Source organism: Actinoplanes sp. NBC_00393 (genome assembly GCF_036053395.1).
Taxonomy (GTDB): Bacteria; Actinomycetota; Actinomycetes; order Mycobacteriales; family Micromonosporaceae; genus Actinoplanes.
In genome coordinates this window covers 808,948-831,857 of sequence record NZ_CP107942.1, presented here as the reverse complement: position 1 = coordinate 831,857, position 22,910 = coordinate 808,948, and the positions used below count along the sequence as shown (strand labels likewise).

The following is a 22,910-nucleotide window of genomic DNA, read 5'->3' as shown; positions in this document are numbered from 1 at the left end:
GCCCGGCGGGGGACCGGACGGCGCTTTCCTTGAGGGGGGAGGTAAGTCAGCCGAGCTTCACGTTGAAGATCGGGTTGGCGGCCAGCTTCTTGAAGGAGGCCAGGCCGGCCGGGGTGCTGTCGATGCTGATGTCGCGGTTGCCCTCGTCGTCGGCCTTCGTGTCGAAGTGCACGATCGCCTTGATCGCGGGACGCTTCACGAGCTCGGGCAGAACGCTGTTGTAGACCGCGGACTTGTCGGTGGTCTTGCCGATGCGGTGGTAGCCACCCCACTCGGCGATCATGATCGGCTTGCCGGCGTGCTTGGTGGTCGCCCACTCGTAGAAGCCGAGGCCACCGCCCTTGGGCGCACGGTCCAGCAGGTCAGCGAAGTTGCCGTAGTGGTAGTAGCCCTTCTCCACCGAGACGTACGAGTCCAGGCCGATCCAGTCGACGATGTCGTTGCCCGGGTACAGGTCCTTCCACCAGGTCTGCGCCATCCACTTCTCGTTGCCCATGTACGCCATGACGTTGACGACGTTGGTCACGCCCTGCGCACGCAGACGCTGGATGGTGTGGCGGTACATGGCGGCGAAGTCCTTCGCCTCCCAGCCGGAGCCGGCCTTGGCGACGACGTCGTTCTCCGGCTCGTGGTTGAGCACGAGGAAGGTCTTCTTGCCGTACGCCTTGACCCGGGCGGCGAACGCGTCGATCCGCTTGTTCTGCTCGCCCTTGGCGACCTTGGCCCAGGTGGAGCCGTACGCGACCTTCCAGTTGAGCAGGAGCACGCGCGGCTTGGCGGCGTCGTTGGTCATGGCGATCTCGGCCTTGGTCGGGAACGCCTCGTCACCCTTGTGGTACGTGTGGAAGATCGTCGCGGTGCGGCCGCTCAGCTTCTCCCAGTTGCGGTGCTCGAGGTCACGCGGCTTGCTGGTGAAACCACCGGCCGCGCCGCCCCAGAGCACGCCGCAGGACGGCACGAGCTTGGCGTCGGTGACGCAGTTCTTGTAGTCGCCGGAGACGACCGGGGTGCCCGGCTTGACGACCGGGGCGGCCGGGGCCTTGCCGTCGGTCGTGATGAGCAGCTCGGGGCCGCCCTTGGCCTTGTTCTCGGCCGACTGGAACCGGACGAGGCCGGTGGAGGTCACCGCGAACGAGTAGGTGCCGGCACCGGTGATCTCGGCGCTCAGGTCGAACCCGATGCGGGTGTCGGTGGACGCCGGGGTCACCGAAGCGACCGCGAGGCCCAGCTTCGGCGCGTTACCGGAGGTCAGCTTGCCCTCGGTCCACGAGTTGTCCACGACCCGCGACACGGTCAGCTTGCCGGACGGCTTGCCCGACGGGCTGAGGAACAGCCGCGCCTTCTTGACGTCGGTGCCGGCCGGAACCGTGAACTTCAGGAACGCGGTCTTGCTGTCGTTGCCCGACTTGCCGGCGACGAGCTTCTCGTCCGAGCCGAACGCGGCGGTCTTACGGGTGCTCGAGGTGTAGCTGTCGTCAGCGGCCTGCACGGCCAGCTCGGCGTCGGCCGCGTGAGCGGCACCCGGCACCAGCACAGCGCTGGTTCCGGCGAGTACGGCGGTCAGAGCTGTCAAGGACTTCGGCAGCTTGGCGCGTCGCAATGTAAATCTCCCCCGGTTTGTCCGGCCCATGTCGGCCGGGCATGTGAAAGAGATTCCAGGGCGGCGGGTGCATGCCAAGTGCCCGTGCAGGTGCCGCCCGGTTGCGGTGTTCTCCGGTTCTGCTTGCACCGCGGCACGCGGACCGGTAGCCAGAGAGCATGCTGCTGATCATCGACGGCCACAACGACCTCCCGATGCGCCTGCGCGAATGGCACGCGTCGAGCGTCGCCGAGCTGGAGCGGGAACGCCCACCCCTGCACACCGACCTGCCACGGTTACGCGCCGGCGGCGTCGGCGGCCAGTTCTGGTCCGTCTACGTCCCGTCCGATCTGCCCGAGCCGGTCGCGCTCGCGCACACCCTGGAACAGATCGACATCGTGCACCGGATGGTCGCCGCCTACCCCGACGACCTGGAGATCGCCTACACCGCGGACGACGTGCAACGGATCATGGCCACCGGCCGGATCGCCTCACTGATCGGCGTGGAGGGCGGCCACAGCCTGGCCGGCTCGCTCGGCGTGCTGCGCAGCCTAGCCCGGCTCGGCGTGCGCTACGTGACGCTCACCCACAACCACAACACCGCATGGGCAGATTCGGCCACGGACGTTCCGGCAGCAGGCGGCTTGACAGCCGAAGGGCAAGCGATCGTACGCGAGATGCAGCGCATCGGCGTTCTCGTCGACCTCTCCCACGTGGCCGCGACAACCATGCACGCCGCCCTGGACATCGCCACCGCTCCGGTGATCTTCTCGCACTCGGGTGCCCGGGCCGTCACCGATCATCCCCGCAACGTCCCGGACGACGTACTCACCCGCCTGCCGAGCAACGGCGGCGTCATCCAGCTGACCTTCGTGTCGTACTTCGTCGCCGCCGAGACGTTCGAATGGAAACTGGCCGCCGACGCGGAGTGGGAACGGCTCGGCCTCCCACCCGTGCCCAACGAGTGGCCGGCCACGTCACAGCCCGGCGCGGAGTCGCCGGTTCCCGTCAATCTGCCTGTCGACCCGGCGGCCGAACCCGCCTTCCGCGCCTGGCTGGCCGCCAATCCGAAGCCGTCCGCCACCATCGCCCAGGTGGCGGCGCATGTCGAACACGCCCGCGAGGTGGCCGGCGTGGATCACATCGGCATCGGCGGCGATTACGACGGCACACCCGAGGTTGCTGCCGGCCTGGACGACGTCTCCGGCTATCCGCGCCTGCTGGACGAGTTGCGCGGCCGCGGCTGGTCCGAGCCCGACCTGGCCAAACTGGCCAACGGCAACGTCCTGCGCGCCTTGCGCCAGGCCGACGAACACGCGACGGATCCTCAGCACCCACGCCGCTAACCGCCTGTGCTGCCGACGCTTCTACGACCCGCGATTCACGGGCGGCACGGCTTACAGCCCGCGCGATTCACGGCCGGCGCGGCTTACGGCCCGCGTTTTGCGGATCCGCCGGCGACCCAGCTGGTGGGTTCGGACGCCGGGCCTACCGGCGGATCGGCCGGCACGCACCGTGATGCCTGGTGGGCTTCGCGACTGCTGCCGGTACACAAGCGGTGTGGCCGCTTGTCGTGAGAACCATACGGATTCCCAGCATGCGAGAGCCTGCCAGGGTGCCAGACATCGACGAACGGCGCGCATGCGGTTCGAGGCGCACGCCTAGGGCAAGCGGCCGCCTCTCGGCAAGCGTCCCAACTGAAGGGATCGCTCTACCGAGAGCGAGCAGCCACCTACGCGGGGCGCGGGTAACCCGTGTTTTGGCAGCTCAGCTGAGTCCCTCGGTGCCTCCGGGATCCGGTTTACGTGCGCGCGGCGCACGACGCCGCGGCAGCTTCGCCGGATCTTGCCCTTGAGCGGGGGTCGCTTGAGCATCCTCCGGCAGCTCCGCGACGGACGACGGCTCCGCACTCTGGTCCCGCTGCACCGGACCCGAGGCCGCCGCAATAGGAGCAGTCCCAGAGATCTGCACAGAGGGTGATGTGTCCTCGGGCACGGAAGGTTGCGAACCCGCCGCGCTTCCCGCCGAGCTAGCCGACTCCCCCGCCGTGGTTGGCCGGCCGGAAGACGCCGACGCAGTGTCGCCCGGCGACCCGCCGAAACCAGTTTTGGGCTCGAGCGCACTCGCCCCCGCCCCGGTGGCCGAGTTTCCGGCACCCGTCCGGGAAACCGGCCCGCCCGCACCAGCCTCATCCCCCACGTCCGCGCCGGTTGCCGCTTCGCCCATACCAGCACCGGTAGCCGAGCCGCCCGTACCAGCACCGGCAGCCGAGGCGCCCGTACCAGCACCGGTAGCCGAGCCGCCCGCGCCCGTCCGGGGCGCCTGCGCGCTCGAACCCGAGCCGGGTGAACGCCGTGCGCGTGGCGTTCGCGGCCGCCGGACCGGCGCCGGCGCGCCGGAGGCCCCGTTTGTAGGAGCCGACTCCACCGCCTCCCCCGGTACAGCGGTGGCTGGCGTGCCGTCAGCCGGCTTCGCGGCACGCCGGCTGGCAGCAGCCCGCTTGCGCGGGCTCGTCACCTGCGGCGGCGAAGCTGAAGTCGAGGCAGTCTTCCCAGACTTCAACCCACCAGAGCCGCCCTCACCCTCCTCCGCACTATCGGCCGACCGGGCGGCCTCCGAAGCGCCCGTCTCCCCACCTCCCGCTGGCTGGACACCCGGGTCATCCCCTGCATCAGCCCGCGAAACGCCGACCCTCTCGCTTCCGGCCGGCTGGGCAGCCACCTTCGAAGCACCGCCCTCCTCCTCGCGAGCCGGCCCGGCAGCAGCCGGGGCAGCACCCATGACCGCTTTCGATTCGCCGACGCCCTCGCCCGGCCCGGCTTCCGCGGCTTCGGCCGACGCCTCGGCCGCCCCCCGCTGCGAAGGCGACTCCCCCGAACCCTCCCCTCCTGCCCCGGAGGAAGACGCCGACTCAGGCGCCGACGGCGGCAGACCCGAACCGATCACCGCGTACACCTCAGGCCGTTCCCGCCGCAACTGCCTGCCCCAGCGCACCCCCACCAGAAAAAGCAGCAGGAACGCCAACGGCGGCGACCACACCTTAAGCAAATTGTCGGAGTCGAGCAGAATGCCGAACGACGCCACCGTCAACAGCAGAATCAACACCAGGAAAACCAGCGCCGTCCACGGCGCAATAGACCGCCGCCAGCGAGTCTCCCCATGACCATCAGCCCGGAAGTACCGAACCACCGCAATAGCCGCGATGACCATCAGGACCAGGACACCGAGCCCACCCGAAACCGTGCCGAAGAAGAACAGATCCGTGGTGGGATTCCAACCCGCCAAAGCAAAGATCAACAGTACGCCGAGAGCGAGCCCCGACTGCGCAAGCGAAGCAGCGACCGGCACATCCTTCCGAGTACGGGCCAGCGGACCCGGAAGCACACCCTCTCGTGCCACAGTCAGCGCGTACCGAGCGACGGTGTGATGAAACGCGAGCATCGCGGCAAACAGGCTGGTCGCGAAGAACACCCGGGCGAGGTCGATCACGACCGCCGGCAGATATGGCTCCGGCAGGAAGAAGAACAGGTCGTCGAGGTGATCAGCGGCGACCACGATGATCTGGTCGGGACCGGCCGCGACCGACATGACCCAGGCAGTCCCACCGTAGAGAACTGCGGCCACCAGCAGAGTCAGACCAATCGCGCGGGCAACGGTACGGCGCGGATCACGGGCCTCGGCCGCATACACCAGCGGCGCTTCAAAGCCGACCATTCCCGCGACGGCAGCCACCAGCAGAGCGACGCCACCAGCACTGGCGATCAACGCCGGGTTCAGCGTGTCGAAGGTGACAGTCCCGCCCGCCGGGTTGCCCAGCATCGCGGCGTCGAGAACCAGCACGATCAGCACTTCGGCGCAGACCAGGACAGTCAGGATGCGGGCGTTCAGGTCAATGTTCAATCGGCCGAGCACAGCGATCAACGCCCAGCCGAGCAATGCCCAGACGATCCAGGAGATCTCCACACCAAAGATGGCCATGGCATTGTGCGCGGCCACACCGAACGCGCCATAGAGGCCGATCTGCATGGCGTTGTAGGCAAGCAACGCCACAAAGGCGGTGCCGACACCAGCCGGCCGAGAAAGGCCAGCAGCCGCGTACGCGTAGAAAGCGCCCCGATTCGGAACATGCCGCGCCATCGCGGCAAGTCCCACCGCGAATACGCCGAGCACGGCCGCGACCAGCATGTACGCGACCGGAATACCTTTCTCCTCAACCTGTCCGTAGCCGAGCGGCAGTGCTCCGGCCACAACGGTCAGCGGTGTCATGGCGGAGACCGCGATGACGAAGATCGGCCACGTGCCGAGCCGGCGCTCGGTCACCGTGGTACCCGGCTGGGGCATGGCGCCTCCTATCGACTCCGGTGGCCGCCCTCCATCATGTCCTCCACAACGGACGAGCGACATAGAAAGTTCTCGATCTTGAATGCTGGCGTTTCCTCCTCGGAGACGCCGGGTACGCTCCGCCCATGCCCATCGGACCGCAACCACGCGGACGCCGCGGCACCTTGGAGAGGCCTTACTCCCCGCTGAACCTGCGGCTGGCCCTAGCCGTGTTCGGACTGCTCATATGCAGCGTGCTGGCCGTGTTCCTGTTCCGAGCCGGCTGGACCGTCCCCGGCTGGCTACTGGTCGGCTGGGCAGTGGTAGCCGCAATCGACATAGTGGTCGTCCAGCTACGCCGCCGCGCCCGAGCCCGCGCCGACGGCGGCCGCAGCCACTCCCTGTTCGAGTAGTCGGCCCCGCCGGGCCAGCCTCTCCCCACCACTCAGCCAAAACCGGCCCCGTTACACCGCCCCACACCCGCCGCCCGGCCGCGCATCGCCACCCCACACCCGCCGCCCGGCCGCGCATCGCCACCCCACACCCGCCGCCCGGCCGCGCATCGCCACCCACACCCGCCGCCCGGCCGCGCATCGCCACCCACACCGCCGACGACCTCACCGCGTGCCTATCCCGGCACCAGCAGCGTCCCCGGAAGCCATTCCGCACCACCCCCAGCACCGCCGGCCGCGCCCGACACCCGCGAACGGCTCCCAGGGCGGTGCCCGCTCAGGCCAGGCCGGCGTCGTGCACCAGAAGCGCCACTTGCACGCGGTTGTTGAGGCCCAACTTCGTCAGCACCCTCGACACGTGCGCTTTCACTGTCGCGACCGACATGAACAAGTCGGCCGAGATCTCCGCATTCGACTTGCCCTGCGCCACCGCGAGTGCCACCTCACGTTCCCGCGCGCTCAAGCGTGCCAACTCCTCAGCAGCCTGACTGCGATCCGGCGGGCCGGCTGCGACGTGGGCGATGAGCTGCCGGGTCACGCTGGGCGAGAGCGTCGCCTCACCGCGGGCCACCCGCAGCACCGCCTGCTTGATCTGCCCAGGTGGGGTGTCCTTGAGCAGGAAGCCACCGGCCCCGGCCCGCAACGCCCGCAACACGTACTCATCAGCATCGAACGTCGTCAGCACCAGAACCTCGGGAGCGCCTGGCCGCTTGCGCAGCGCCTCGGTGGCCGCCAATCCGTCCACCCCGGGCATGCGGATGTCCATCAGCACCACGTCCGGCCGGTGCTCGGCTACCGCGGCCGGCACCTCACCGCCGTCGGCCGCCTGCCCCACCACGCTGACCTCGTCACCGCCGGAAAGGATCATGGAGAGGCCCGCCCGCACCAGAGGATCATCGTCGACGATGAGCACGCGGACCGGAGTCATGCCGCCCACGGCAGCCACGCTGCGACGACGAACTCATCGCCCTCGAGGCCATGAGTCAGCCTGCCGCCCGCGAGAGTGGCCCGTTCGGCGAGTCCCACCAGGCCCATTCCCGTACCTGGTATCGGCACCGCAGGGACTGTGACCGCAAGCGGATTCCTGATCTCTATGCTCAGCCCTTCACCTGGAGCACCGCCGACGGCGACACTCACCGCAGCCGCGGGGGCATGCTTGCGCGCGTTGGTCAAACCTTCCTGAACGATCCGGTACGCGGCACGCCCGGTCGTCGCCGGCACCTCATCAGGTTCGGCCGCCATGTCCAGCCGTACCCGGATTCCTGCGGACCGTGACTCCTCAGCAAGCGCGGGTAGCGCGCTCAGCGTGGGTTGTGGCCGTTCCGGCGGCCGGTTCTCCTCGGACTGGCCGTCCCGCAGCACGCCGATCACCACCCGGAGATCCTGAAGGGCCTGATGAGCGCTTTCCCGCACGACAGCTGCGGCCCCGGCGATCTCCTCGGCCGGCGCGTCCGGCCGGAACTCCAGCGCCCCCGCATGCAGGCTGAGCAGCGAGATCCGGTGGGCGAGGACGTCGTGCATCTCTCGCGCGATACGGGTGCGCTCCAGAACACGGGCCTGCGCCACTCGAAGTTGCTGCTCGGCCTCGGCCCGTTCAGCCCGCTCCCGCCAGGAGAGGATGAGCTGGCGGCGGGCTCGAACGAGCATGCCGCACAACGTCACGATCAGGATCGTTGCCACGCCCCACCAGAACGCCTCGTAGAACCTTGGGCCGATCCCCTGCCTGATCAAGGAAAAGATCACATTGGTCGCCAGGAGCGCCGGGACCAGAACGATCAGCCAGGTGAAACGGCGATGGACAGCAACCGTGAAGAGGACGATCAGTAGGGTCACGGCGCTGGCCAGGGAGAAGAACGAGAGCAACACCAGGTAGCAGATCAGCGGGGTCAGGAACCGGCGGCGCCACCAGAGCCCGAAACCAGCAATCGCGCTGAGCCCACCGTCGAGCAGCACCAGCCACTCGGGTGTGTGGGCCCACTGCACGAACACGACCGAGACCGGCCGGAGCAGGTCGACCGTGATGCCGACGGTGAATCCGAACCCGAGCAGGAAGCAGAGGGTGTCGACCACCCAGTCACGCATGGAACGGCGTGCCGGCAGCGGGCCCGCCGGGTCCGTGGCCAGCGCGGACGGCCACAACCAGCGGTATTCCGTCATTGACGCCCCCATATGTCCGACGATACGGGCCGGCCGCATGCCGCCGATACCGACCAAAGTTGTAACCCGGATACCGACGAAGGTTCGCGAGCATCGACCTGCGGCCGACGCGCGGCCACCCTGGGAGGCCGCAGGCTGACTCGCATGATTGAGGTCGAACATCTCACCAAGCGGTACGGCAGCCAGCTAGCCGTCGACGACGTGTCATTCACCTGCGAGCCGGGCACCGTGACCGGCTTCCTCGGACCCAACGGCGCCGGCAAGTCGACCACGATGCGGATGATCTGCGGTCTCACCCCGCCCACCTCCGGCGGCGCCACGGTGGGCGGCATTCCGTACCGCCGGCTCGGGAACCCGGGCCGGAAGGTAGGTGTGCTACTCGATGCGTCCGCGCAGCACTCGGGGCGCACCGGCCGGGAGATCCTGTCTCTGGCCGCCATCACGATGGGGCTGGACACCGCCCGGATCCCGGAACGCCTGACCAAGGTCGGCCTGGACGCCTCCGCGGCGCGACGCCGGCTACGGGCGTACTCGCTCGGCATGCGGCAGCGGCTGGGCCTCGCATACGCGATGCTCGGCGACCCGGCCGTGCTCATCCTCGATGAACCGGCCAACGGCCTGGATCCCGAAGGCATCTTCTGGATGCGCGGCCTGCTGCGCGACTTCGCCGACCGTGGCGGCACCGTGTTGCTCTCCTCGCATCTGCTTCGCGAGGTCGAGGCGGTCGCCGACCGTCTGGTCGTGATCGGCAACGGCCGCATTCTCGTCCAGGGTGGCAAGGACCAGCTGCTCGGCGAAGCCGGAACCCTCGTTCGGGCTGCCGATGCCGGCGAGCTGGACACCCTGCTGCAGAGCATGGGCATCACCGGAACGCGGTCGGCGGACGGCAGCGTCCTGGTGCCCGCTGATGCGCAGACCATCGGGAAGGCCGCCGCGGCGGCCGGGGTGGTGCTGCTCGAACTGCGCCCGGCCGGTGCCGGTGGACTGGAGGAGATGTTCCTGCGACTGACCGGGAACGGCAACGGCAACTCCAAGCTCGAGGAGATCAACCGATGAGCGTCCTGACCGAGAACCGCAATGTGCCGCTCAGCCGGCTGACCCAGGTCGAACTTCGCAAGCTCGCCGACACCCGGGCCGGGTTCTGGCTGCTGTTGATCATCGGCCTGGCCACCGCGGGCACCTCCGCGATCCTGCTCGGCTGGGCGGAGGACGCCGAGCAGACCTTCTCCGAGTTCTTCACGTTCGGCATGCTGCCTTCGGCGGTGCTGCTGCCGGTACTCGGCATCCTGTCGGTGACCAGCGAATGGTCGCAGCGCACCGCGCTGACCACCTTCACCCTGGTGCCGGCGCGCGGCCGGGTGATGACGGCGAAGATCGTCGCCGGTGTCCTGATCGCGATCGCGGCGACCGTGGCGGCCGGGCTGCTGGCCGCTGTGGCCAATCTGATCGCTGGATCGCTGGGCGGCGATGCCTCGTGGACGCTGGACTCGTCGCTGATCTGGCAAAGCCTGCTCCTTCAGATGATCTTCGTGCTGATGGGAATCGGCTTCGGCGCTCTGCTTCTCAACACCCCGTTGGCGATCGTGATCTACTTCGCGCTCCCCACCGTCTGGTCGATCGTCGGCGGGATCGTCACCAAGCTGGCCGACGTCGCCAAGTGGCTCGATCTGAACGTCACCTCACAAGCGCTGTCGGAGGCGGACGCGACCGGCGGCGAGTACGCCCGGCTGGGAGTCTCCGTCGCGGTCTGGGTCGTTCTTCCGCTCGTGCTCGGCTTCATCCGGGTCCTCAGGCGAGAGGTTTCGTGATCCACTGGGTGGTTTCCTGATCCGCAACAACCGGTGTTGGCGTCACGGCCTCGCGATCGCAGGTAGCGTCGCGAGACGTGACGCGCACCCTTTTTGCGAGCTTCGCGGCTATTACCGTTACTGTCCCGCTATTGGTTGGCCCGCTCTCCGCGGGTGCGGCGCCACCCACGCCACCGCCTTCGCCCACTCCCAGTCCGAGCGACTCGCCCGCCGTCCCGGCCGACGGCGTACCTGGCCTGATCCCGGACCGGCTCACCCTCAACGGGGAGCCGCTGCCGCCGGCCAGTTACGAGCCGCGGCCGGCCGCACGGCGGGCCTCGGCCGAGACTCCACCACTCGGAACGGTGCGCAGCTGGGCCGGGTTGAACGTGATCGACAACGACGTGTACCGCAAGGATTACAAGCTGCGGTCGGTCGGCAAGCACATCGAGGTGTGGGTCGCCGACGACCTCGCCTTTCCAAAGGGTGACTGCCGCGGCAACGCCACCGTGATCACCGACGCCCAAGTCGACGGCCTTGTCCGAGAATTCGACGAGAACATCTACCCCAAGGAAACCGCGGCGTTCAGCACCCCGCCGGACCGGACCGGGGCAAATGCCGGGCTGGAGGGTGACTTCACCGGTGCGGGCGACCGGACCGTGACGCTGGTCGACAACATCCGCGACGAGAACTACTCCAACTTCCCGGAACGTCCCACCTACGTCGCCGGGTTCTTCTCCGAACAACTCAACGAGCTGTTCGACCGCAACGTGATCACGATCGACGCCTACGACTGGGCGCATCAGACCGGCGCTGAGCCGAAGAACGAACCGACCGACGACCGGTGCACCAGCCGCCCCGCCCGTCCCCGCCTGTACGAGTCGACATTCGCCCATGAATGGCAGCACCTGCTCGGGTACTACACCGACCCGGCTGAGGAGGTCTGGGTCGACGAAGGTCTCGCCGAATACGCCCAGACGCTGGTCGGATACGTGAACCCCAGCATCAACGTCTACCGGCGTGGCTTCGACGCCCACCTCGCCTGCTACCAAGGCTTCGGCTCGGTCAAGACCACCTACAACCCGAATCCGCGTGACTGCGATGCCCCGGCGAACTCGCTCAACCTGTGGAAGGAGGGCGGCCCCAACGAGATCCTTGCCGACTACGGCATCACCTACCAGCTGATGCTCTACCTCCATGACCGCTTCGGCGCGGAGGTCATCTCGGCCCTGCACCGCGACACCGCGAACACCGGCCTGGCCGGGGTTGCCGCGGCCCTGCCCAAGGGCACCGATCTGCATGACGTGCTGCACGATTTCCAGATCATGACGCTGGTGGACAAGGCAGTGGGCCAGCCGGGCGGCGTGATGAAGGGACTGCCCCGAGAGCGTGTCACCGCGCCAAGCCTGCGCTCCACGGTCAACTTGGCCGGCAAATCCGCTTACGGCGCACCCGGTGCTGCCCCGAACGGCGCCGATTACGTCCGCCTGCCACGGGACCTCGAGTCCGTTCAGTTCCGTGGCGCGGCCACGCTCCCGCCCCAGCCCCTGCTCTGGACGATCGACAGCGGGATGCTCTTCTCCGGCAACGAACCGGACACCGACACGACCGCGGTGCGGGCGATCGACGTGCCGGCCAAGGATCCGGTGCTGCGCTTCACTTCGACGCACGGGCTGGAGAAGGACTTCGACTACGGATACGTGACGATCTCCGCCGACGGCGGGAAGACCTACGAGCCGGTCGCCGGCGACCACACAGTGAAAGGGCCGCTGGGTGCGGCGCTCACCGGCCAGGCGGCGGACGTCACATTGAGCTATGACCTCTCCGCGTACGCCGGGAAGCGCGTGCATCTCGGTTTCCGCTACGTCAGCGACGCCGCCGTGAGCCTCGGTGGCTGGCATGTCACGGACCTCCGGGTCGGTGCCACCGCGGTGGACAGCGCGACGCTCGACGGGTGGAAGTCGCCCACCCAGGTGCGCCCGACGCCCGTGCACAAGTGGCACGTCACTCTGGTCGGACTGGGCAGCTCGCGAGCCAAGGCGGTGCCCGTGCACGATTTCGCCAAGCTCGCCAGTTATCCGAAGGTGGTGGCAGTCGTCGCCTACGACGAACCCACCGGTCAGGTGACGCAATACGCCCCATACACCCTGACGGTGAACGGCACGTCTTACCCGGCGGAGGACACTCCCTAGGAAAGCTCTGCCGAACCACCTGCCCGCCACTGCGCTTGCCCGCGGTGGCGGGCAGAACTGTTTCCCCCATCGACTCCGGACAGCCATCGCCTCTCCCCCGTCGGGCTTCGCTGCATGCCACAACATTGACAGTGTCAGCATGACAGTGTCAACATCGAAGGCATGTGGACGATGGAGCAGTTGGTGGAACGGGTACACGCGGCCCTCGCCGCGGAGTACCCCGGAGCGCCCAACGGCCGTGTCCGCGAGCTGCCCGACCGCCGGTCGATCCGGTGGTACACGACGATCGGCCTGGTCGACCGGCCGCTCGGCACCCGCGGGCGGGTCGCCCTCTACGGCCCGCGGCACCTGCTGCAGCTCGTCGCGATCAAGCGCCGGCAGGCAGCCGGACGGACTCTGGCCGAGATTCAGGTTGAGCTGACCGGCGCCTCCGACGACGCCCTCTCAGCCGCTGCTCGCGTGCCGGAGGATCTGCTGCTCACCGACATGCCATCGGTCGACGGCCCGGCACGCCCCGATTTCTGGAAACACTCCCCCGCCCCGGCGCCGCCGGAGCGGGTGGCCGCATTCTCCGCTCCGGACGATACCGGGCTGACGCTGACCGGGGTGCCCCTCGGCATGGGCGTGATCCTGCTCGTTCCGAACGCACTGGACCACGTCGACCGAGGCGACATCGCCGCGGCCGCACAGCCCCTGCTCGATCTGCTCGCGTCCCGTGGGCTCACCGATGGGAGAGATGAATGATCATTTCCGTCAATCCGATGGGCCCGCAGGAGCGGGACCGACTGCGCGACCAGCCCGGCTCCGGTTTCGGCGCGCTGCTCACCGACCGGGGAAACCTGCCGCTCGACCGGCTCGACGTCCAGGCGAAGATCAGCGGGCTGGTGGTCCGGACGGAGCTGACCACCGAGTTCGTCAACACGCACGACTCCGCGCTGGAGGCGACCTACATCTTCCCGCTGCCGGATCGGGCTGCGGTCACAGCCATGTCGATGACCGCGGCCGACCGGACCGTCGCCGCCGAGCTACGGGAGCGGGCCGAGGCCCGGGCGGAGTACGACCGAGCCGTCGCCGCCGGCCAGCGAGCGTCAATCGCCGAGGAGGAGCGACCGGACGTCTTCACCATGCGGGTCGGCAACATCCTGCCGGGCGAGCGTGTGACCGTCAGGCTGCGCCTGGTGGGCCCGCTCGCCTACGAGGACGGCGCTGCGACCTTCCGGTTCCCCCTGGTTGTCGCGCCTCGCTATGTGCCCGGCGTGCCGCTGTCAGGGCCCTATGCGGGGGACGGCCAGCATCCCGACACGGACGCCGTGCCGGACGCCTCGCGGATCACCCCGCCAGTCCTGCTACCCGGCTTCCCGAACCCGCTGAAGCTCTCGATCGGGGTGGAGGTGGACCCGGCCGGCCTCGACCTGGGCGAGGTCCGGTCCAGCCTGCACACGGTCACCGACGACGACGGAACGCTGCGGATCGCTCCCGGTGAGCGCGCGGATCGAGACTTCGTGTTGCGGCTGGCGTATGCGGCAGGTGGTGAAACGGCCGTGGTCGTGCCGGACGAGGAAGGCGACCAGGGCACCTATCAACTAGTCGTGCTCCCGCCGGAGGCCGCGGCTGCCCCACGGCCCAAGGACGTCGTGTTACTACTGGATCGTTCCGGCAGCATGGGCGGCTGGAAGATGGTGGCCGCCCGGCGCGCCGCCGCCCGCGTGATCGACACCCTGACCGCCGCCGACCGGTTCGCCGTGCTGACCTTCGACCACCAGGTGGAACGGCCCGACGGCCTCGCCGAAGGTTTGATGGAGGCGAGCGACCGCAACCGCTACCGCGCAGTCGAGCACCTGGCCCGCGCCGACGCCCGCGGCGGCACGGAGCTCCTTTCGCCGCTCACGACCGGCCTCGGCCTGCTGTCCGACAGCACCGGCCGCGACCGGGTGCTAGTGCTGGTCACCGACGGCCAGGTCGGGAACGAGGACCAGATCGTGCGTGCCGTGTCCGGGCAGATCGGTGCGACACGGGTGCACACCGTCGGCATCGACCGAGCGGTCAATGCCGGATTCCTGGGCCGTCTCGCAGCACTCGGCGCCGGCCGAGCCGAGCTCGTGGAGAGCGAAGACCGGCTGGACGAGGCAATGGAGCACATCCATCGCCGCATCGGCGCGCCGGTCGTGACCGGGCTGTCGGTCACCGGCGACGGCATCACTCTGCTCGGTGACACCCGCAGTCCGGCACGGCTGCCAGGCCTCTACCCGGGCGTTCCGTTGGTGGTTACAGGTCGGTACACGGGTGCGTTCGGCGGTTCTCTCATCGTCGCCGGCCAAACCCGTGACGAGCAGGAGTTCCGGACGGCGGTTGCGGTCCAGAGGCGATCCGAGCGGGCGATCACCGCGTTGTGGGCACGGGCCCGGATCCGGGACCTGGAAGATGCGTACGCGGCTGGAGATCGCTCGACCGAGCGGGAGATCGTCGACACCTCGCTGCGTTTCGGGGTGCTCTGCCGCTTCACCGCGTACGTGGCGGTCGACGAGCGCGTCGTCAACGAGGGCGGAAAGACCAAGCGGGTGACCCAGCCCGTAGAGCTGCCATCCGGCTGGGAAGCACCCGCGGCCGGAAGCGCCGCCGTCAAGGGCCCGATGTGGCTCGGCATGGCGGCGGACACCGCCCTTGGCGCCCCCGCAGCACCGATGCCACCCGCCGCTCCTGCCGGGGCTCCGCCGCCCAGGCCGCAGTTCGCTCCGGTCCGCGCCCGCCGTGCTGGAGCGCCCGGAGGTTCAGCCGCGTCCGGGCCACAGCCGTTCGCGTCGCCTCCTCCGTCTTCGATCCAGCGGCGTCAGAGGCTCTTCGACGAAGCCGACGTGCCGGATTTCCTGAGCTCCGGCGGAGCTCCGGAGTCGCTCTATGACGCGGAGGAGCAGTCCCCGGCCTCGGCCTCAGGTGAGCCACGCGAGGTCACCGAGTTCCGCGAGTTGGTCGCCGTAGAGGTCAGCCGCCTGCGCGAAGCGACCGACCTGCCCGCGGCCGACCGTCGTGACCTTCTCGATGACCTGGCTACCCGCCTGGCCGTGCTTCTCGAAACGGTGCACGGGCGCCTGCCAGAGGTGCGCGAGCTCGTCGACCTGCTACGCGGCAGTGCGCCGCTGGACGAGAAGTGGAGGCGCGCCCTGGACGTCCTGACAGCGGTCAGCGGCAGCGGCGTGAAGTCCGCCGGCGATACCGAAGCCGATCCTTCCGAGGGTGGTGAGACGCCTCCACGAGTGCCTTTCTGGAAGCGGTGACGGCTGATCTTCGGCCGAACGGCCCCCGCAGGATTGGGCGGGTCCCGGTAAGTTGGGTGGCCGATGTGCCTGAGCGGGGGGTGGCTTAGTCAGTGAGCGCAGGCTCAGCGGACGACGATGCGAGGACCGATGGCGACGGGCTCGACCCGTTGCTGGTGCGACCATTCGTGTTGCAGGACGGTGACCGTGCCGAGGTTCCCGCATCCGCCGCTACCTGGCCTGCCGACCCGACCCGGGAGATCCCTACACAGGTGATCCCGGTGGTTTCGGCCGCGCCGGAGCCAGCCGCTTACCGCTCCCGGCGGCGACGCCGTTCGCTGCTCCTCGTAGGTGCCGGGATTGCGGCGGTGCTGGCGGTCGCCGGCTGGGCGGTTCTGCGGCCGCTCGCGCCTACGGTGTCCAGCTCGCTGCCCGATCAGCAGTTCCCGGTGGTCAGCGGACCTGCCCCGGCAAGTGCCGTGCCGAGTGAGGAGCCGGGCGCCGGGGCGGCTCTCGGCGACACCGGCGGCGGAAATTCGGGGGACAGCGACGACACGCCTCCGGCAGGCTCGAAGTCGCTGCCGAACGCGCCTACCGGGAATTCCAAGCCGTCGCGGTCGGCGGCACCGCCCACCGCGACGAAGACCACGACGGCGGCGCCGGCTCCGCCCGCCGATCTGGTTCCTTCGCCTTTGAACGGGCCGGCGGCGCTGGTCAGTGGCAACGGGTTGTGCCTCGATCTGCGCGGCGGCGACATCAACGAAGGCAGCGACGTTCACGTCGACGACTGCAACGGCACCAGCCCACAGCGGTGGCAGCTGAACGCTGACCGCACGCTGGAGGTCGGGGATCTGTGCGCATACATGGAGGGTGACGGCGGCGTCGAGCTGATCCGGTGCGACGGCCGGACCACCGCCCAATGGGCCCTCAACAACGACGGCCGCCTGATGAACGCCGCGAACGGACGTTGCCTCACCGACCCGAACTTCGGCGGCCGCCCAGCAAACGAGGTGATCGTGGCACCCTGCGTGGGCGCCTCGAACCAGCGCTGGACCTTCCGCTAGCCGACACGGCCGCCAGCGGCGCAGACCACGGGCGGACCGCATCCTGAAGCGGGGCCGAGCGGGCAGTTGGTCCAAGGGCAGCCGCGCGACGGTGGCCCAGACCGAGCCGAGTGGGCGACGGCGACGGCGACGGCCACGGCGACGGCGACGGCGACGGCAGAACCGGCGGTGGCTCGTCCCGACGCGGGGCTAAGCGGTCGCTCGGCCCGGACGCGGGCTGATCGGCCGGGACCGGGCGCGCGGCCGGGACGAGCTGCCTGGCGCAGGCATCTCAGGGGTGCATGGTGGCGCCCTTGAAGATCTTGTCGACGGCGTTGCGGGGGCCGTGTACTGCCAGGCCGACCAGGTCTAGGTTTTCGGTTCGTACGGCTCGGACGGCGGCGCGGTTGTCGGCGTCGTGGCCGGTGGTGAAGAGGTCGGAGGTGAAGATTGACATCGGCACCTCGCGGGTCAGGGCGCGGGTGTGAGCTGCGGTCAGCAACTCCTTGCTGCCCTCGAAGACGAGCACCGGCTGGCGGAACATCGGCAGGTAGGTGATGTCGTCGGCGTCCGCGTAGGGGTCGCCGATCACCTCGGGGGCGGCGGTTGCGAGGCCGCTGACCAGGAAGGCGGTGACGTTCAGGCGTTGCCAGACGAGCAGGTCGTCCCGGAGGAGGACGGCGATCTTGGTGGGGAAACGTACCGGTGCGCTCATGGGGATCATCGTCGTCCGGGCGTACCGGGCAGGTCTTGTACGATTTTGACGTGCCCGGCGGGCCGCAGATCCGAGCCTGGCGACCACCGCTCGACGGGGTTGCCGAGGTTCTGCATGCCCGGTTCGGGGAGCACGCGTACCCGATGCATGCCCATGACACCTGGACCGTCCTGCTGGTTGATGACGGCGCGGTTCGGTACGACCTGGACCGGCACGAACGTGGAGCGTTCGGAGAGTTGGTCACCGTGTTGCCGCCCCGGGTTCCGCACAACGGCACGGCGGCCCGGCCCGGTGGTTTCCGCAAGCGTGTGCTGTATCTCGAGCCGGGCCGCCTTCCCGACCACCTGATCGGCACCGCAGTCGATTCCCCCGCTGTCGCTGACGGGCAGCTCCATCAGATGATCTCCGGCCTGCACCGCACGCTGCGCGCTCCCGGTGACGAACCGGCCGCCGAGGGACTGCTGGCCGTCGCCGTCGAACGGCTGCGTGCCCACCTCGGTGATCAGGTTCCGCCGCCGCCGGTGCGGGACGCGGCGCACCGGCTTCGGGATCTCCTTGAGGAGCACATCGTTCCTGGTCTTCCGCTGGCGTCGGCCGCTGCGGAACTGCACTTCGATCCGGCGCATTTGGTCCGCTCGTTCAGCCGGGAGTTCGGCATGTCGCCGCACCAATATGTGATCTCTCGGAGGGTGGATCTGGCCCGCCGCCTGATCCTGTCCGGGGAGCCTTTGCGGTCGGTCGCGGTCAGCGCCGGGTTCTACGACCAGCCGCACCTGGTCCGGCACTTCAAACGCATCCTCGGAGTGAGCCCGGGCCGATTCGCCTGAACGCGAAGGACGAAGCAGAGCCGGGAGCGCAAAGCAGAGCCCGATGCGCAAAGCAGAACCCGGCGCGAAAACATAGCGGCCTGGACCGAGGGCGGATCACCGGCCAGGATGATCGTCATGGCTCGGTCGGTGCTGGTGTTCGCCCTCGTCAGCGTCGTCGCGGTCGCGGTCACCAGCTGGGCGGTGGCTGACCTCGTGCACGAGATCGGCCTGCCCCGCTGCGTCAGCGGTCGCCGGGTGGTGAGTTGTGGTGGCGGCAGCGAAACCGGATGGATCAGCGCACTGCTCGTCTTTCCGGCGCTGTTCACGCTGGTCGGGACGTACCTCTACCTCTCGTCGCGGCTGGTGCGCGCCGAGAAGGCGAAGCGCCGCGACGCACGGCGGGTCGCGTTGCGACGGCAGTTCGCCCTGATTCTGCTGGTTTCTACAGCAGTGACAGTGCCGGTCACCCTTCTGCTGCGCTAACGCTGCATGGCCTGCCAGATCCGGTCAGCGGTCAAGGGCAGAACCGTGAGGCGTACGCCGATCGCGTCCCGAACCGCATTGGCTAGAGCAGGCGAAACCGGGTTGAATGGGCTCTCGCTCATCGACTTGGCGCCCAGCGGGCCGATCGTGTCCGAGGTGTCGGCGAAATGCACCTCGGTGTGCGGCACGTCCGCGAACGTCGGCAAGTGGTACTGCCGGAAGCCCGTCGTCGTCACCTCCCCGGACTCGTCGATGTCGACGTGCTCGGCCAGTGTCGCGCCGAGCGCCTGGGCCACGCCGCCTTCGATCTGGCCGCGCAGTTGCAGCGGATTCATCACGGTGCCCGCGTCCGCGCTGTGCACGCTGCGGAGAATGCGGAGCTCGCCGGTGTCCGGGTCGACCGCCACCCGGAACCACTGCGCGTTGAACGCTACCGACCGGGGTGTTCCGTCGAAATAGCCGTGCGCGGACAAGGGCCCCTCGACCCCAGCAGCGATCTTGGCGCGCAATGCCCGGGCCGCCCGCAGCACGGCCTGGCCGGCCACGACCACGCCGGTGGAGGCGAACGCGCCGGTGTCGTGCCGGACCACGTCGGTGTCGGACTGCCGGATCACGATCCGGTCGGGGGTGGTGCCCAGTTCGTCCGCCGCGATCTGCGCGTGCACGGTCGTGCTGCCGTTGCCGAACTCAGCGGTCCCGACATCCACCTGGTAGCAGCCGCCCGGCAGCCGGGTGATCGTGGCGTCGGCGAAGTGCCCGCCGGGCGGACCTGCGGCGATCATCGCGATGGCCATCCCCTGCCCCACCAACCAGCCGGGCGGTGCTTCGTCGGTGGTGGCAGCGGCCGCACGCATCCGGTCAAGGCACTGGTCGAGGCCGTAGCTGGCGATGCCGAGATCGTCGACGTGGTCGCCGGGAGCGGTCAGATCGTCGCCTTCGCGGACCACGTTGAGCTCGCGGAACGTGACCGGATCCATGCCGATGCGCCGGGCGAGTTCGTCGAGCACCGATTCGACCGCAAAGGTCACCTGGCCGAGGCCGTAGCCACGGAAGGCGCCGGCAGGCACGGTGTTGGTGTAGACAGTCACAGCATCGGTACGCATGTTCGCGCATCGATAGACCGCAAGGGACTCGTGGCAGCCGTGGTGCATGACGGACGGGCCATGATTGCCGTAGGCGCCGGTGTCGACGAGCACGTCGAGCTGCATGGCCGTCAGCGAACCGTCCCGCCGGGCGCCGGCCTTGAGCGTCACGACGAACGGGTGCCGCGTGGTGGCGCCGATGAACTGTTCGGCCCGGGTGAACTCCCAGCGCACCGGCCGCCCGGTCCGCAGCACGGCGAGCGCCACCAGGTCCTCGACCAGCATCTCCTGCTTGCCGCCGAAGCCGCCGCCGACCCGGCCGGCGATCACCCGGACCCGGTCGGTGGGCAGATCGTAGAGCCGCGCTACGAGTCGCCGGGTCAGGAAGGGGGTCTGCGTGCTGCTCCGGATGACCAGGCGACCGCCTTCGTCGAGCCAGCCGACCGCGCCGTGGGTCTCGAGGCTGGCGTGCTGGACGCGGGCGGTGCGAAATGTCTCCTCATATACGACATCGGCGGCCGCAAAGCCGGCGTCGACGTCGCCGAGCGAGGCATGCAGCTCAGCAACGACATTGGACTGCGCACGGGAAGGGGCGACCGGGGACACGTCGGCGGAGGCGGCCGGGGCCACATCGACAGGGGCGGCGGAGGACGCGTGGGCAGGGACGGCGGGAGAGTCCGGAGAGGTGGAGTCGGTGCAGGGGATGGACGGTGTTGACGGATGCAGGATCGGGGCGTCCGGACGGAGGGCGGCCTCGGGGTCGATCACTGCCGGCAGGATCTCGTAGGTGACCTGCAGGCGACGGCAACCCTCCTCCGCCGCGGCCTCGGAGGTGGCGACCACCGCGGCTACCCGCTGGCCCACGAAGCGGACGACCTCGTCGAGGACGCGCGTGTCGTACGGATCTTCGGCCTCTCGCTCGTGCTGGGCTGTGGAGAAGAGCTGGTCCGGCGCGTCCTTGTGGGTGAGCACCAACTCGACGCCGGGGACGGCGAGCGCTTCCGAGGTGTCGACCGAGATGATCCGGGCGTGCGGGTGCGGTGAGCGGAGGACCTTGAGGTGCAGCACGCCGGGTACGTCCAGGTCGAACGTGTAGCGCGCGGCGCCGGTCACCACCTGCGGGCCGGCCGGGGCGCCGAGACTCGCACCTACGGCGGCGCCCGGAGCCGGATCGACTGCGGCGGGCGGCCGGGCGGTTATGGCGTCGGTTATGGCGCGGTAGCCCGTACATCTGCAGAGGTTACCCTTGAGAGCGCGGGGCAGATCCTCGCGCTGGCCTGCAGAGAGTGCCGCCGCGGTCATGATCATGCCGGCTGTGCAGAAGCCGCACTGGAATCCTTGCGCGTCCAGGAAACATTGCTGCATGGGATGCAGGTCCGCAGGGCCGGCCAGGCCCTCGATCGTGGTGACGCTGCGCCCCTGTGCGCGGAATGCCGGATAGACGCAGGAATGCACCGGCTTGCCATCGATGTGCACGGTGCAGGCGCCGCAGTCGCCGGTGTCGCAGCCCTTCTTGACCCCGAAGCAGCCCTCTTCCCGCAGGTAGGTGCGCAGGCACTGCCCGGGCCGCGGCGCCCGCTCATGGGCAGCGCCGTTGATCTCGATGCTCATGGGCCGCGTCTCCCTTCAGCAGTTCTTTCGGCGTTCGCCCGGCGCCGCCAGCGGAAAGCCGCCGGCAAGGACGTGGGCAGGCGCGCGGCCGCAGCCAAACGTGAAGGCCGCCCAGGCAGGCGCGCGGCCGCAGCCAAACGCAGCTGCGCGGGCATGCGCACAGCAGCCGACAAGCGCCAATCCTGTGGGCGAGACCCCGCTGGTAAGCGCAAGGCCATCCGACGCGCCGCCGACGGCAGGTGGAATGCGGGTGATCATGTCAGCTCCGCGCGGATCTGTTCGGCATAGTGCCTGGTCAGGTGCTGTCGCCATATCGGGCGGCCGTGCACGTCATCCACATACTGCTCGGCCGGGATGGCTGCCAGCGCCGCCTCCACCTCGGCCGCCTGCGGGGCTGCGGCGAAGCGCAGCACGTGCGGACGCCGGGTCGCGGCGGTCACGGTGAGTGTCAGGCCGCCGGCGGGCTCCGCCCGGCCGATCAACAGCACGGCCGAGCGGCCATGGCGATGCAGAGATCCGCGACGGTACGCGGTACGCGCCCCGAGCGCCCCCGCCGGCAAGTGGATCGACCGGAGGAACTCGCCGTCCCGGAGTACGGTCGCCCCCTCCCCCGTCACGAAGTCGGCGGTTGCAACACGGCGCTCGGTGCTGTCCGGGCCGATCAGCAGCAAGGTCGCGTCCAGCGCCACGCTCAGGGAGATCATCGGGCCGGCCGGCAGCGCCGCGCAGAGGTTGCCGCCGACCGTGGCCACGTTCCAGATCTTGAACGAGGCGAGGAAGGCGTGGCAGCACTGCCGGACGATGCCGTAGCGAGTAAGGCCCTCAGCGAGTTCGGCGACCGTGCAGGTGGCCGCCACCTCCACCCCGTCATCACGGAACGTGAGCGACGGCCAGCCGGCTGCGGTCAGATCGAGCAGCCGGTTGAGGTGCGGCCGGGGCTCGCCGAACAACGCGGTGCCGCCGCCCAGCCAGGCGTCACCCGGTCGCCAGGTGCCGGGCGCGGCCGGGCTGATCACTTCGGTGACGGTGTTCAAATCCACGTTCGTACGCTACGCGCCCCGTGTTTCCGATCTTGACAATCTTCGGACTGGGCCGGTTAACCGTTCCGGAACGCCGCCCGATGCAACCGCTGGCGTCAGCCGAGCCCACCCGGCTGACGCCCAGCGCTGCCTCAGCGGCCGCGAGGCAACACTCAGCGACAGCCGAGACACTCAGCTGACGCCCAGCGCTGCATCAACAGCCGCGAAACGACACTCAGCAACAGCCGGGGCACGCGGCTGACGCCCAACGCTGCCTTGGCGGACAAGGAGGGGTGGGCGGCGGTAGCCGCGGAGCGAGCGAGCCGGGTAAGCCCAGCGGCGGCGCTGGGGCCGGGAGCGGGCTGGTTGTCGCGGGGTGCGGTGGCAGGCGCAGGGACCGAATCGGTATG

The 22,910-nt window shown here is 69.3% G+C and carries 17 protein-coding genes; 10 read left to right on the top strand and 7 right to left on the bottom strand.

The features are described 5' to 3' along the window. Positions 1–46 precede the first annotated feature (46 nt). Positions 47–1,573, bottom strand: a complete 1,527-nt coding sequence (locus tag OHA21_RS03700; RefSeq protein WP_328470125.1) for a CBM96 family carbohydrate-binding protein — start codon at positions 1,571–1,573, stop codon at positions 47–49. A gap of 185 nt (positions 1,574–1,758) precedes the next feature. Here OHA21_RS03700 and OHA21_RS03695 point away from each other — a divergent pair, with 185 nt between their 5' ends. After that, positions 1,759–2,925 (top strand): dipeptidase, encoded by a 1,167-nt coding sequence (locus tag OHA21_RS03695; RefSeq protein WP_328470123.1) that lies wholly within the window; start codon positions 1,759–1,761, stop codon positions 2,923–2,925. A gap of 421 nt (positions 2,926–3,346) precedes the next feature. Here OHA21_RS03695 and OHA21_RS03690 read toward each other — a convergent pair whose 3' ends face one another. Next, positions 3,347–5,899: an APC family permease gene (locus OHA21_RS03690; RefSeq protein WP_328470121.1), complete on the bottom strand. Its 2,553-nt coding sequence runs from the start codon at positions 5,897–5,899 to the stop codon at positions 3,347–3,349. Between the two features lie 146 nt (positions 5,900–6,045). On the opposite strand from OHA21_RS03690, the gene OHA21_RS03685 reads away from it, so the two are divergent. Then, positions 6,046–6,312 carry a hypothetical protein gene (locus OHA21_RS03685; RefSeq protein ID WP_328470119.1) on the top strand — a complete coding sequence of 89 codons (267 nt, stop codon included), beginning with the start codon at positions 6,046–6,048 and terminating at the stop codon, positions 6,310–6,312. Positions 6,313–6,628: 316 nt separating this feature from the next. Here the strand turns inward: OHA21_RS03685 and OHA21_RS03680 are convergent, their stop codons facing one another. Next, a complete protein-coding gene (locus OHA21_RS03680) occupies positions 6,629–7,279 on the bottom strand; it encodes a response regulator transcription factor (RefSeq protein WP_328470117.1) in 651 nt (216 codons plus the stop codon). Beyond that, positions 7,276–8,520: a sensor histidine kinase gene (locus OHA21_RS03675; protein ID WP_328478272.1), complete on the bottom strand. Its 1,245-nt coding sequence runs from the start codon at positions 8,518–8,520 to the stop codon at positions 7,276–7,278. The genes OHA21_RS03680 and OHA21_RS03675 overlap by 4 nt, the downstream gene beginning before the upstream one ends. 132 nt (positions 8,521–8,652) lie before the next feature. Here OHA21_RS03675 and OHA21_RS03670 point away from each other — a divergent pair, with 132 nt between their 5' ends. The 6 genes from OHA21_RS03670 (at position 8,653) to OHA21_RS03645 (ending at position 16,802) form a co-directional block, all read left to right on the top strand. Next, positions 8,653–9,564 carry an ABC transporter ATP-binding protein gene (locus OHA21_RS03670; protein ID WP_328470115.1) on the top strand — a complete coding sequence of 304 codons (912 nt, stop codon included), beginning with the start codon at positions 8,653–8,655 and terminating at the stop codon, positions 9,562–9,564. After that, a complete protein-coding gene (locus tag OHA21_RS03665; RefSeq protein WP_328470114.1) occupies positions 9,561–10,316 on the top strand; it encodes an ABC transporter permease in 756 nt (251 codons plus the stop codon). Before OHA21_RS03670 ends, OHA21_RS03665 begins: the two co-directional genes overlap by 4 nt. Before the next feature lie 77 nt (positions 10,317–10,393). Then, on the top strand, positions 10,394–12,487 hold the full coding sequence (locus OHA21_RS03660; protein WP_328470113.1) for a peptidase M6 immune inhibitor A: 2,094 nt from the start codon (positions 10,394–10,396) through the stop codon (positions 12,485–12,487). A gap of 162 nt (positions 12,488–12,649) precedes the next feature. Beyond that, positions 12,650–13,231, top strand: coding sequence for a MerR family transcriptional regulator (locus OHA21_RS03655; RefSeq protein WP_328470111.1), 582 nt, complete (start codon positions 12,650–12,652; stop codon positions 13,229–13,231). After that, positions 13,228–15,759, top strand: a complete 2,532-nt coding sequence (locus OHA21_RS03650; RefSeq protein WP_328470109.1) for a VIT domain-containing protein — start codon at positions 13,228–13,230, stop codon at positions 15,757–15,759. Before OHA21_RS03655 ends, OHA21_RS03650 begins: the two co-directional genes overlap by 4 nt. Before the next feature lie 347 nt (positions 15,760–16,106). Continuing rightward, positions 16,107–16,802 (top strand): RICIN domain-containing protein, encoded by a 696-nt coding sequence (locus OHA21_RS03645; protein WP_328470107.1) that lies wholly within the window; start codon positions 16,107–16,109, stop codon positions 16,800–16,802. Positions 16,803–17,073: 271 nt separating this feature from the next. Here the strand turns inward: OHA21_RS03645 and OHA21_RS03640 are convergent, their stop codons facing one another. After that, positions 17,074–17,496 carry a DUF2000 family protein gene (locus OHA21_RS03640; RefSeq protein WP_442875058.1) on the bottom strand — a complete coding sequence of 141 codons (423 nt, stop codon included), beginning with the start codon at positions 17,494–17,496 and terminating at the stop codon, positions 17,074–17,076. 50 nt (positions 17,497–17,546) lie between these two features. Between OHA21_RS03640 and OHA21_RS03635 the strand changes: the two genes are divergently transcribed. Both OHA21_RS03635 and OHA21_RS03630 read left to right on the top strand, forming a co-directional pair. Continuing rightward, a complete protein-coding gene (locus tag OHA21_RS03635; RefSeq protein WP_328470103.1) occupies positions 17,547–18,323 on the top strand; it encodes a helix-turn-helix domain-containing protein in 777 nt (258 codons plus the stop codon). Between the two features lie 117 nt (positions 18,324–18,440). Further along, the gene (locus OHA21_RS03630; protein ID WP_328470101.1) at positions 18,441–18,788 is read left to right on the top strand and encodes a hypothetical protein; all 348 of its coding nucleotides are present in this window, start codon (positions 18,441–18,443) and stop codon (positions 18,786–18,788) included. On the opposite strand, the gene OHA21_RS03625 is transcribed toward OHA21_RS03630, so the two are convergent. Beyond that, positions 18,785–21,481 carry a molybdopterin-dependent oxidoreductase gene (locus tag OHA21_RS03625; RefSeq protein WP_328470099.1) on the bottom strand — a complete coding sequence of 899 codons (2,697 nt, stop codon included), beginning with the start codon at positions 21,479–21,481 and terminating at the stop codon, positions 18,785–18,787. The two genes, OHA21_RS03630 and OHA21_RS03625, sit on opposite strands and share 4 nt — an antisense overlap. 254 nt (positions 21,482–21,735) lie before the next feature. Further along, the gene (locus OHA21_RS03620) at positions 21,736–22,521 is read right to left on the bottom strand and encodes an FAD binding domain-containing protein (protein ID WP_328470097.1); all 786 of its coding nucleotides are present in this window, start codon (positions 22,519–22,521) and stop codon (positions 21,736–21,738) included. Between the last annotated feature and the right edge of the window lie 389 nt (positions 22,522–22,910).

Coding starts and splice junctions, on each gene's coding strand:
- OHA21_RS03695 (WP_328470123.1), top strand. CDS start 1,759: ATGCTGCTGATCATCGACGGCCACAACGACCTCCCGATGCGCCTGCGC.
- OHA21_RS03685 (WP_328470119.1), top strand. CDS start 6,046: ATGCCCATCGGACCGCAACCACGCGGACGCCGCGGCACCTTGGAGAGG.
- OHA21_RS03680 (WP_328470117.1), bottom strand. CDS start 7,279: ATGACTCCGGTCCGCGTGCTCATCGTCGACGATGATCCTCTGGTGCGG.
- OHA21_RS03675 (WP_328478272.1), bottom strand. CDS start 8,520: ATGGGGGCGTCAATGACGGAATACCGCTGGTTGTGGCCGTCCGCGCTG.
- OHA21_RS03670 (WP_328470115.1), top strand. CDS start 8,653: ATGATTGAGGTCGAACATCTCACCAAGCGGTACGGCAGCCAGCTAGCC.
- OHA21_RS03665 (WP_328470114.1), top strand. CDS start 9,561: ATGAGCGTCCTGACCGAGAACCGCAATGTGCCGCTCAGCCGGCTGACC.
- OHA21_RS03655 (WP_328470111.1), top strand. CDS start 12,650: ATGTGGACGATGGAGCAGTTGGTGGAACGGGTACACGCGGCCCTCGCC.
- OHA21_RS03650 (WP_328470109.1), top strand. CDS start 13,228: ATGATCATTTCCGTCAATCCGATGGGCCCGCAGGAGCGGGACCGACTG.
- OHA21_RS03640 (WP_442875058.1), bottom strand. CDS start 17,496: ATGAGCGCACCGGTACGTTTCCCCACCAAGATCGCCGTCCTCCTCCGG.
- OHA21_RS03630 (WP_328470101.1), top strand. CDS start 18,441: ATGGCTCGGTCGGTGCTGGTGTTCGCCCTCGTCAGCGTCGTCGCGGTC.
- OHA21_RS03625 (WP_328470099.1), bottom strand. CDS start 21,481: ATGAGCATCGAGATCAACGGCGCTGCCCATGAGCGGGCGCCGCGGCCC.